General features: G+C 58.7%; 8 protein-coding genes and 1 pseudogene. 5 read left to right on the plus strand and 4 right to left on the minus strand.

Going from position 1 to position 9,363, the window contains the following annotated elements; genetic code table 11:
- Nucleotides 1–204 (plus strand): annotated as a pseudogene (locus EN879_RS39410) (hypothetical protein); the annotation flags it as partial.
- Nucleotides 205–509: 305 nt separating this feature from the next.
- Here the strand turns inward: EN879_RS39410 and EN879_RS13135 are convergent.
- Nucleotides 510–1,211: a Crp/Fnr family transcriptional regulator gene (locus tag EN879_RS13135; RefSeq protein ID WP_024505426.1), complete on the minus strand. Its 702-nt coding sequence runs from the start codon at nt 1,209–1,211 to the stop codon at nt 510–512.
- A gap of 162 nt (nt 1,212–1,373) precedes the next feature.
- Nucleotides 1,374–1,655 carry a hypothetical protein gene (locus tag EN879_RS13140; protein ID WP_024505425.1) on the minus strand — a complete coding sequence of 94 codons (282 nt, stop codon included), beginning with the start codon at nt 1,653–1,655 and terminating at the stop codon, nt 1,374–1,376.
- A 380-nt stretch (nt 1,656–2,035) separates the two neighbouring features.
- Between EN879_RS13140 and EN879_RS13145 the strand changes: the two genes are divergently transcribed.
- Entirely contained in the window at nt 2,036–2,908 is an 873-nt protein-coding gene (locus EN879_RS13145) for an FkbM family methyltransferase (protein ID WP_164774396.1), read from the plus strand.
- Between the two features lie 101 nt (nt 2,909–3,009).
- Here EN879_RS13145 and EN879_RS13150 read toward each other — a convergent pair whose 3' ends face one another.
- Nucleotides 3,010–5,316 (minus strand): mannose-1-phosphate guanylyltransferase/mannose-6-phosphate isomerase, encoded by a 2,307-nt coding sequence (locus EN879_RS13150; RefSeq protein ID WP_063170855.1) that lies wholly within the window; start codon nt 5,314–5,316, stop codon nt 3,010–3,012.
- Between the two features lie 467 nt (nt 5,317–5,783).
- Between EN879_RS13150 and EN879_RS13155 the strand changes: the two genes are divergently transcribed.
- The 3 genes from EN879_RS13155 to EN879_RS13165 all read left to right on the plus strand — a co-directional run bounded on the left by EN879_RS13155 (nt 5,784) and on the right by EN879_RS13165 (nt 9,071).
- A complete protein-coding gene (locus EN879_RS13155) occupies nt 5,784–6,119 on the plus strand; it encodes a hypothetical protein (protein WP_063170853.1) in 336 nt (111 codons plus the stop codon).
- Nucleotides 6,120–6,292: 173 nt separating this feature from the next.
- Entirely contained in the window at nt 6,293–8,110 is a 1,818-nt protein-coding gene (locus EN879_RS13160) for a GNVR domain-containing protein (RefSeq protein WP_063170852.1), read from the plus strand.
- Between the two features lie 166 nt (nt 8,111–8,276).
- Nucleotides 8,277–9,071: a sugar transferase gene (locus EN879_RS13165; protein ID WP_244514449.1), complete on the plus strand. Its 795-nt coding sequence runs from the start codon at nt 8,277–8,279 to the stop codon at nt 9,069–9,071.
- 12 nt (nt 9,072–9,083) lie between these two features.
- On the opposite strand, the gene EN879_RS13170 is transcribed toward EN879_RS13165, so the two are convergent.
- Nucleotides 9,084–9,314 carry a hypothetical protein gene (locus EN879_RS13170; protein ID WP_127219079.1) on the minus strand — a complete coding sequence of 77 codons (231 nt, stop codon included), beginning with the start codon at nt 9,312–9,314 and terminating at the stop codon, nt 9,084–9,086.
- Nucleotides 9,315–9,363 lie beyond the last annotated feature (49 nt).

The following is a 9,363-nucleotide window of genomic DNA, read 5'->3' on the forward strand; positions in this document are numbered from 1 at the left end:
GGACATGGCTATGCCCAGCTCATGCTCGGGGGCTATCTCTGCAATGGTCGTGCCGGGGAACACAACCCGGTAGCAGGCCGCCTTTGGCTCGAGCGAGCATTTGCGCAAGGTGTTCAGGAAGCCGCGAATGAACTCTCATATTTTGCCTCGAAGGCTGGCTCTGCGGGGGCCATAGGTCTGGTGGAAGAGCTACGCTCTGTTTAGGATCCGAGCAGCGAGCACCAATTCTCGCTCCTGATTGTGGTCCTCAAATTGGGCCGAGCGGACTCGCCGCTGCAGCGGAACGCCAAGGACGGTGTCGCTTAGGCAACCGCGAAGAGATCGCGCCAAGAAACCGAGATTGAATTGGCCGGCGCCTGGCCAGCGGACGCCAGTCGGGATAGGGAGCGGGCCACACGGAACAGATCCGCCGCCGGAAAGTGGATGCTGCCCGGAAAAGCCCGTCCTCGATCTTGCCCGATGGCCGCTACCGGGGAGCAAGATTGCTTGCCATCGCATGCCGGGACGTCTCAACCGTCGACATATTCCTGCTCGAATCCAGCAAACTTAGTCAGGCCCTGCTGATCGAGCACACGAACGTGGCCCTGCCGAAATTCGAGAAACTTGCGCTCGCGCAGTTCCCGCAGCATCCGGTTGACATGAATGGGAGTGAGTCCCAGTGCGTCCGCCAGATCGTACTGGGTGAGAGGGCATTCATAGCTGTTGCGCGTGACAGAGCCGATTCGTTCCAGACGCGTCATCAGTTCGAGGAAGAGATGCGCCGTCCGCGCCAAGGCGCTGCGTCGTCCCACATTGGTGAGATGTTGAGCGACAACCGCTGCATTGTGCACGAGGGTTTCGAGAACAAGGGAGAACAGATGGGGCGACTGCATGGCCGCAACGGCAAATGTCTTGGTCGAAGCCACCAGAACTGAAATTTCGGTTTGAGCCACAAACGTTTCAAGAGCCCTGCCCGAGTAGGACTGAGGTAGGACGATGTCGCCTTTCAGTGCAAAATCTAGAATCTGTCGCTGCCCGCCGGCAAGTTCATGAGAAATGCACCCCCAGCCCGACTCGACAATGAACATGCGATCGCAATCCTCGCCCTGATTGACGATGACCGTCTCCGCCAGATAGCGCTTCGGCGTGAATCCCAGCCTTTTGATCAGCGCCGTATCGTCCTCATACGACAGGCGTTTTTCATTCCCGCGCAAAAATGGATGTGGCGTCATTCAGAAGCAACCCCGCCCAACTACTGCCCGAACTACCTCCCTCGCATACACCGTACATTAAAATTGATGTGAAGAATATGCTCCAATGCACTATCGATGACGTGGCAACGGCAGTTTTGGTTGAAGATAACAAGTTTTTCCCGGTCGGCCGATGGCGACAGGTTAAGTCTTATTTCTCTTGAAATTTTCCCGCATGGAATCGACTATTTCGCTGGCGACGAGGCAGCTGCGATTGTCCGCTTGCTCGGCGGCATTTCGTAACGTCATCGACGCGTCCTTAAGTAGCCCTCTAATCTCTGCTGCTGACAAAAGCTCGGACGCTTCGAGTTCCAGCAGCACGGATTCACTCACGTGCAGCGCAGCAAGCGCCACCGCTCTAGGCCTTGTGGCAAGCAGTTTCAGAAGGTCACTGCTGGGTCTCGCACGGACTTTTTTTTTGGCCATCGTTGCGTCTCAACCGTTCGGACAAGATGGTTCACGTCTCAAAGTTACAACGCCTTGACGAATTAACCGCATTTCCATGATCGGGAGAGGTCGTTCAATGTGGCGTCAGGCATCTTCCCAAAGCATACTATCCCGCTTTGAGGCAGCGACACAGAGGCAAGTGCTACCGAATTTGCCGTAGCTACGACGTCCCTATCACCTTGCGGTACCTTGCTGATAAGCGGCGCAGGAAGCATGCCTACGACCGAACCGGGGAGGGCATGATGGCAGGAATATGCATGCGGGGGGTGTGTGCGGGCAATTTGCTTCGGTGGCGAGCCGGCCTGGCTACTCCCTAAGGGTGTATGGAGATTGGCACATCCTCAGGTGATACTGCGACGATGAACCGGACGTTCTACGCCAAGCTCTATCACATTGACGGGCTCGCGCGCGCCATCGGCTGGAGGAAACTGGTCTCAGTACTCCTTCGCCGCGCACTCGGGATCGGCTCGGCGATGAAAGTTCGCTGTGGCGATCATGAATTGCTGATCAGGCCTACCGACAGCGACTTGTTTGTCATGTCACAAATTTTTGGGCACGGCGAATATGAAATTGGAAAGGGTGGACAGAGCGCGCTCAACCGGCTCGCGGCAGGATGGAGACGGAGGGGGATCATACCCGTTATCGTGGATGCCGGCGCTAACGTTGGCTACTCGTCGATTTTCCTCAGAGACCAGTATCCTGATGCTGTGGTGATGGCCATCGAACCGGATCGCCAAACGCATGAAGTCTTACTCTCGAACTGCGCCGGTCTAGAGCGGATCATGTCTGTTTACGGCGCGCTCTGGTGCCGCGAGGGCGAAGTTGCACTTGTCAACAGCGAGCGGCCATCGTGGGCACGGGGCGTGGCAGACGGAGAAGGCGTGCCGTCGGTCACCTTACGGGGCCTTCTTGCCAGACTGCCCAAGGCGAAATTGCTGATGCTTAAGATGGACATTGAAGGCGCGGAGCTGGAGGCAACGCGAGACTGCGGCAAGGTCCTCAAGCATGTGCCGTGCATCATCGTGGAACCACACGACTTTATGTTTCCCGGCCGAGGCTGCCTCACTTTCGTCTACTCGCTTTTGAGCGGAAGGAAGATCGACAGCCTCGTCAACGGCGAGAACCTCATATTCATTGCCTCGGAACTCCTGGCAGCACCGGCAGCCTCACGGCGGCCGACGACCGGGGGAAAGCGAGCGTTGCCGGTGCGCGCGGCCAAGGCTGTGCCTTAGCGGCCGCGCCAGGAGCCGATATCTGCGGTCGTCAAGGTTCGGTGCAGACGACCTTCGCCAACCACGGTTCGGCACGAACACCGTATCTCAGGATCGTCGCATCAGGAGCGACCCAGTACCTGCCTCAAACCCGTCTTGCTCACGTCCGAAGCAGGAAGCGGGAAAGGTTCGACTTGGCCCGCGGTCTTGTCCAGATACTGCATCAATGCCGTCACCAGATGGTAGAAGATGCTCGCCGGCACCTCCGTTGCCAGTGACCTTCCGCGCTCGTCAATCCTGTCGATCCACAAGCCAAGCGGCGCGGGATCGATGTGCCATCTGAACAGGCGCGCGACACGGGCTTCGATCTCAGCTTTCAGGTCAGGCCCGCCAATGCCATCCAAGGCTACGGCTGCCTTGACGGCTTCGCATTGCGGCCAGCTGCGGGAGAGCCGGTCGAGAGGGATTCCCTGCCGCGATACGGCAGCAAAAGCCAGACCTGTTGTCCGGTTCAATCCACTGGCGACCGCCGATGAATAGAGCTTCCTTGCGTAGGCGACCAAGTCTTTCTGGCCGCTCGCTCGTGCGAAATCGACAAGGAGCGAAGCCCATTCGAAGTGATGCCCCGGTTCGGTCCACTGTCCTTCATCTCCCTGCAACGGCAACCAATCGGCGTCGAAACGTTCCCCAACCGTCCAGCTTTCCTGGTCGAAGAAATGGCTCCGGAAGAGATCGATGATGCGTGCTGCCCGACGCAGATATTCACGGTCGCCCGTGGCGCCATACCAGGCAAGAAATGATTCCAGCATGTGCATGTGTGGGTTCGAAGACCGCGCACCGTTCCAGCCGGGGCTCTCGAGGAACCCGGTCAGACTGTCGTGCTCGAGGTGGGCGTCGATGAAACGAAACGTCTGTTGTGCCAGTTTCAGGGCATCGTGGTGTCCGCATCGATGAGCTTGAGCCAGCGCCAGGAGCACGCAGGCATGGTCGTAGGCGTCCTCGGTCGGGTCGGCCACGCTGCCGTTTGCATTGAGAGTTCGCACCCACCCGCCGCGGTTCGTGCGGCCGAATCTTGCGATGAAGTCGATACCGTGTTCGATGAGTTTGTCCGCCGGACCAGTCCAGCCACGTTCCTTGGCGACTGCGAAAGCGTAAATCTGGCGAGCCGCAGTGCGCATGCGCTTGGGTTTGCCCAATGGCCTCGCATCGAAGCCCAGGGCCTCATGGAAGCCGCCGTAAACATCGTCGACGCCAGCGGTGGACCACAGCGGCAGGGTTTCTTCGAAGAGCCAGTGCTCCACGCGCTTGCGCCATGAGCCACTGATGATGATCCGGTCTTCGGAGGCAGTAAATTTCGTTTCGAGGCGTCCGCTCTTCTCCAGCTGTTCGACGATTTTTTTCACGTTCTGGCTGTGGCTGACGGGTGCGACGAATACCGCATCTGGCGTCGCCACGATCGCAACATCCTTCATCCCGACGACGGTCAGCAGTCTGCCCTGGCTTCTGAAGTAAGAGTCCTGGCAATCGATGGCGACGATATCGCCCATTGTGACATTGCCGTTGCTGTCCGTGGGGCTGGCCTCCATTAGGGATTGCCATGAGCCAAGGTCGGTCCAGTGGAACGAGGCCCTAACCATTGCGATGTCGCGCGCATGCTCCATGATTGCATAGTCGATCGAGGTCGAGGGGACGGCCAAGTAGAAGCCTTGTGTCAAATAAAGGCCCGAGACGTCGGTCCGCGCTCCCTTGTAAGCCCGTTCCGCGGCGTCCCAGATGTCGGGCTGGAACTCGAGAAAAGCCTCCCGCATGGTGTCGGCTCGAAAGAGGAAAATGCCGGCGTTCCAGTAGAATTGTCCCGAAGACATGTATTTGCGAGCCGACTTGGCGTTCGGCTTTTCGACAAAGCGCGAAACCGAGGCTACTGCGTCAGCATCTGCCGTGGTCTCGATGTAACCATATCCGGTTTCGGGATGCGTCGGCTTGATCCCGAACACGATGATCTTTCCTGAATCGGCGGCAGGCACGCCGGCCTTGACGGTTTCCCAGAATTGCGTTGTCGTCGATATCTGATGGTCGGAGGGGACCACGAGCACAAGGGCGTCGGCTCCATATTCGGAGATCGTTTGCAGGGTGGCTATGGCGACGGCGGCCGCGGTATTGCGGCCGACCGGCTCGAAGATCGGTCTGCCGCCGTTCAGGCCGAGCGGTACTAGGTCCGAGATAACGCGCTCGGCATGCCGTTCGGAGGCTATCAGGTAGATCGGCGTCTCTCCGTCCGGCCGCGCCTTAAGGCGACGAACAGTCTTGGCAAGCATAGAGCCATCCCCCGAAAGATCGTGGAATTGCTTGGGGTTGTCTTCGCGCGAGAGCGGCCACAGCCGTGAGCCGACCCCCCCGCTCATGACAAAACTTACGATCCGGTCAGACATGGTCCAATTCCTCTCAGAATGTCTGGTTGTAGGCTCCGACCTCTGGATTGCCGCCCAGCACGCCATCGAGAGCCTCGAGTATCTCTCGGCGCCGCTCTGGCGACACAGGCTTTCCACAACCAGGACGATCTCCGCTTTGTTCGACGACGCCCAGGCCCCAGGTGCCGTCCTGAAAGCCCGTGGCTTTGATCGGAGCACTGGTTTTGAAGGCGAATGTGTTTGGACTCGCGTGTCCGACTATGTTCACGGTCACGATTTCCGCTCCGCAGTTTAGCGCCAACAGTCGTAACACGCGCCGCACGTGGCCGCCTTCATGAATTCGAGTAGCCCTATCGCCCTAGCTGCCACCCCTCATCCAATATGAGCATGCCCGCCGATGACCGAAAGGATGTCTCGTGCAAGCATGAGAGTCTTGTATTCTGCAAGGTGCGTCCCCTCTCGGGTGCAACGAGAAAGATGGCTGCAACATGCCGCTGACCGCATTCAGGTTCCCATTCGGCCAGAATGTCGACGAACGGCGGTTCCGTCGCCTGACCCGCCTTCTGGAGGTCATTCAGATGGACATCGAGAATGAAATCGCGGTACTGCGCCCGTGCGTGGAAAGGGTCACGGACTGTGCTGCGTTCGCCCTGGAAGCGATGGAAAATGGCGAGAGTCCCGAACGCATGTCCGCGCAGATCGGTACTCTCGAGCAGAACCTGGCGATCATCCGCGGACGGCAGGCCTTGCTGGAACAGCAGACGTCATTTGTCGACGCCGCGAGAGCAGCGCTGCCGCGCGTTCTACCGCCCCACGGGTCCTAAGTTTCGCATACGCCAATTGGCGGCATTTACCTTCCGGATCACGGGCGTAATCTTCCGCAGCAGTCTGGGATCGCGGGGCCTCGGCTTTCAATGCAAAGACCGGCCGCATGCAACGGCCGCCTGCATGGAGCGGGCTGCTCTGGGTGTCTGCGTATGCCTGCAGGAGAAGCTGAATGAATCGCATGTTCACCAATCAATGGCCCTCGATGACGGACCAGCAGGCTTCCGCCGGCCAAGAGTTCATTGGGCTCTCCGACATTACCGAATTTCTGCGCCGCTACGCTGGAACTATCATTGCCTTCCTTGCCATGGCTCTCTTGTTGGCGGGGTTTTACAATTCGAGCACCGACCCAACTTTCATCGCCAGCGCGCAGATTCTGATCGAGCCGAAATTGCCGCAACACCTGCAGGAGGGCGGCGAAGTGGATCTGTCACTGGATACTGCCCAGGTGGAAAGCCAGATCGCTGTAATGCAGTCGGAAAAAATCGCAGCGATGGTGCTCGACCAGTTGAAACTCGTCGACGATGCGCAGTTCAATCGTTCCCAGTCTCCGACTTTGCGGGACAGATTGACGAAGACCGGAGCTGTCCTGCTTGACGCCTTGGGGCTGCGGAAAAGCGCCTGGCTGCAGCATTTCGCTCTTAGCGAGCCTGCCGCACCCCCCATGCTGACCGATTTTCAGAAGTTCCGTCGGAGCATGTTGGTTTTCCGCAACGGCCTCGACGTCCGCCGAGTCGGCGTTTCCTACGCGATTGACATATCCTTCACCTCTCCTGATCCCGAGGGCGCAGCCAGGATTGCGAACGCCACGGCCGATGCCTTCGTACGTGAGCAGATCGAAACCAAGACTGACGCAGCCAAGGAAGGAGGCGCGTGGCTGGAAATGCGGCTTCAGCAGCTGCGAACTCAAATGAATGAGGCCATGGCAAAAGCGCAGCAGTTCCGGTCACGGCACGACTACAGCGTCGGCATTGAAGCCAAAGCAGACGGGACGAGTGCTGAGCCGACGCTCGAAGAACTTGAGGTGACGGCTGAAACCTACCAGAAGATGTACGAGAGCTTCTTGCAGGCCTACACCAACTCGGTAAGCCAACAGTCGTATCCGGTTGCCGATGCAAGGGTCATCACAGCTGCGACGGCGCCGCTCAATCCGAGCGCTCCAAGGCCGAAGTTGATGCTGGCCTTCGCGGTGGTTGCCGGTCTCATTTTCGGTATTGGACTTGCGTTTGTAAGGCACGCGTTTGACTGGACCATAAGGTCGCCACGACAGATCCGCGACAATCTGGGCGTCGAATGCCTCGGAGAACTGCCGCCGATCGGCAGAAGATCGGGCCTTGTCGACCAAGTGGCAAGATCTCCGCAATCCCGATACAGCCATAGCCTGAGAAAAGTGCGAACCGAGATAAGCCTTGCGGAAACCAGCCGCCCGATCAGGTTTCTTGGGTTGACTGCCGTATCCAACGACGGTTCGAAGAGTTCGGTGGCCAGCAATCTCGCTACGCTCTACTCGATGTCGGGCCTGAAGACGCTGGTGATTGACGCCGACATCCGGCGCCCGACCATGACCCCCTCGCGGCTTCTGAGCCAGTCGGGAGCCCTCGACCTACCGTGCCAGGACCCTGTCCGTCTCAACATCGTTCGTGCTGCGGGGCGGCCGTTCGACATCCTTTCCAGTTCGACCGTGGACGCCAGACACCTCCTGGCGCCTAGCAAGATGGAGGCGTTCCTCTCGGAGCTAGCCGCTAGTGACCTTGCCGCCAACGGACTTCCTGCCTACGACATTGTCATACTCGACCTGCCGACGCTTGCCTCGGGTGCCGACGAACTGATTGTCGGATCTGTCCTGGACGGCGTGGTGATCGTTGCCGAGTGGGGCAAGACACAGGTCCAGACGCTGCAGGAACTTGTCAAGACGTTGCAGGCCTGCAGGACCCCGATACTAGGCGTACTCTTGGCCAGGGTCCGCGCGCCCAAGCGCCGCAAAGCATGAAACCGTAGCGAGACATTCTCCTTCGGAAGTTGCAAAAAGTCTAGGAGGATCATTCCTTGGGATTAGGGGGATAGCCCCTGAGCGTCACGCTACCTCCTTTGCCCTTCTTGTCGACAACCTCCGACCTTGGAAGAGTGCAACAACAAGTCGAAACAGCGATTGTTCCATGACAACGAACGCCTTCGAGTCACATCAGGCAGCCCCGATCTGGGTTCAGCCATCTCTGCCTATCCCGTCCGACAGCCGAACGGCAGTCCTGCACGTCCTTCCCGCATCCGACAACAACGGTGCCGGGGCAGTGTTGACGGACCTTTCGCCCGCGCTCAGCTTGGGAACGACGAACCCTCCTGTGGGCGGTCTCCTGAAGCGCATCATGGATCTGGTAGTAGCATTCACGGCGCTTATGGTTGCCGCGCCGGTAATGATTGTCGTTGCTCTGCTGATCAGGATGACGGCAGGAGGCCCGGCAGTGTTCTCGCATAGCCGCATCGGCTTTGGCGGAAAGCCATTCGATTGCTACAAGTTCCGCTCGATGGTCACCAATTCGGACGAAGTTCTGAAGTCATTTCTCGACAGCAACCCTCAAGTCAGGTTGGAATGGGAGGAGACCCGCAAGATCAGGAACGACCCCCGCGTCACGGTGCTTGGGTGGATGCTGCGTAAGTCGAGCCTCGACGAACTCCCGCAATTGTTCAACATCATCCGCGGCGACATGAGTTGTGTGGGTCCAAGGCCCATCGTCAAGGACGAACTAAAATGCTACGGCGACCACTTAGGGGAATACCTTCGGGCAAAGCCCGGGCTCACCGGTCTGTGGCAGGTGAACGGAAGAAGCAGCATGGACTACGCCAACCGCGTGAAGCTGGACTGCCAGTATGTGCGGAACTGGTCGGTTTGGCTCGATATCGTGATCCTGTTCAGGACGGTTTTCGCAGTCATACGTTTCGACCGGGCTTCCTGAAGTCCCGCCGTGTCACCTTTCCTTGCGCTTCCGGTGGACGGACAGGGACAGACCGATGATATAGGCGCCAGCCAAGACGAATGACAGTATCAGGAACTTAGTGACGGTCACGTAGCCCGGCAACCCGAGCCCATTCCAGGCAAAGCTTCCGACCACAAGCAGCGCAGTCGCCGCGATCAGCGCAGGAGCCTTGAAGCGCAGTCCCATCAGAACGCCTGCCGCCGATATAGCGATTACACTCATGAGCACCGACATCTCCAGTGATACCCGCAGGAACTGATCGCCTCACTGC

The sequence above is a fragment of the Mesorhizobium sp. M7A.F.Ca.AU.002.02.1.1 genome (assembly GCF_003998535.1).
GTDB classification, from domain to species: domain Bacteria; phylum Pseudomonadota; class Alphaproteobacteria; order Rhizobiales; family Rhizobiaceae; genus Mesorhizobium; species Mesorhizobium ciceri.

Excerpts from the sequence above, each read along its gene's own strand:
- EN879_RS13135 (WP_024505426.1), bottom strand. The coding sequence starts at position 1,211 with ATGACGCCACATCCATTTTTGCGCGGGAATGAAAAACGCCTGTCGTAT.
- EN879_RS13140 (WP_024505425.1), bottom strand. The coding sequence starts at position 1,655 with ATGGCCAAAAAAAAAGTCCGTGCGAGACCCAGCAGTGACCTTCTGAAA.
- EN879_RS13145 (WP_164774396.1), top strand. The coding sequence starts at position 2,036 with ATGAACCGGACGTTCTACGCCAAGCTCTATCACATTGACGGGCTCGCG.
- EN879_RS13150 (WP_063170855.1), bottom strand. The coding sequence starts at position 5,316 with ATGTCTGACCGGATCGTAAGTTTTGTCATGAGCGGGGGGGTCGGCTCA.
- EN879_RS13155 (WP_063170853.1), top strand. The coding sequence starts at position 5,784 with ATGCCGCTGACCGCATTCAGGTTCCCATTCGGCCAGAATGTCGACGAA.
- EN879_RS13160 (WP_063170852.1), top strand. The coding sequence starts at position 6,293 with ATGAATCGCATGTTCACCAATCAATGGCCCTCGATGACGGACCAGCAG.
- EN879_RS13165 (WP_244514449.1), top strand. The coding sequence starts at position 8,277 with ATGACAACGAACGCCTTCGAGTCACATCAGGCAGCCCCGATCTGGGTT.
- EN879_RS13170 (WP_127219079.1), bottom strand. The coding sequence starts at position 9,314 with ATGAGTGTAATCGCTATATCGGCGGCAGGCGTTCTGATGGGACTGCGC.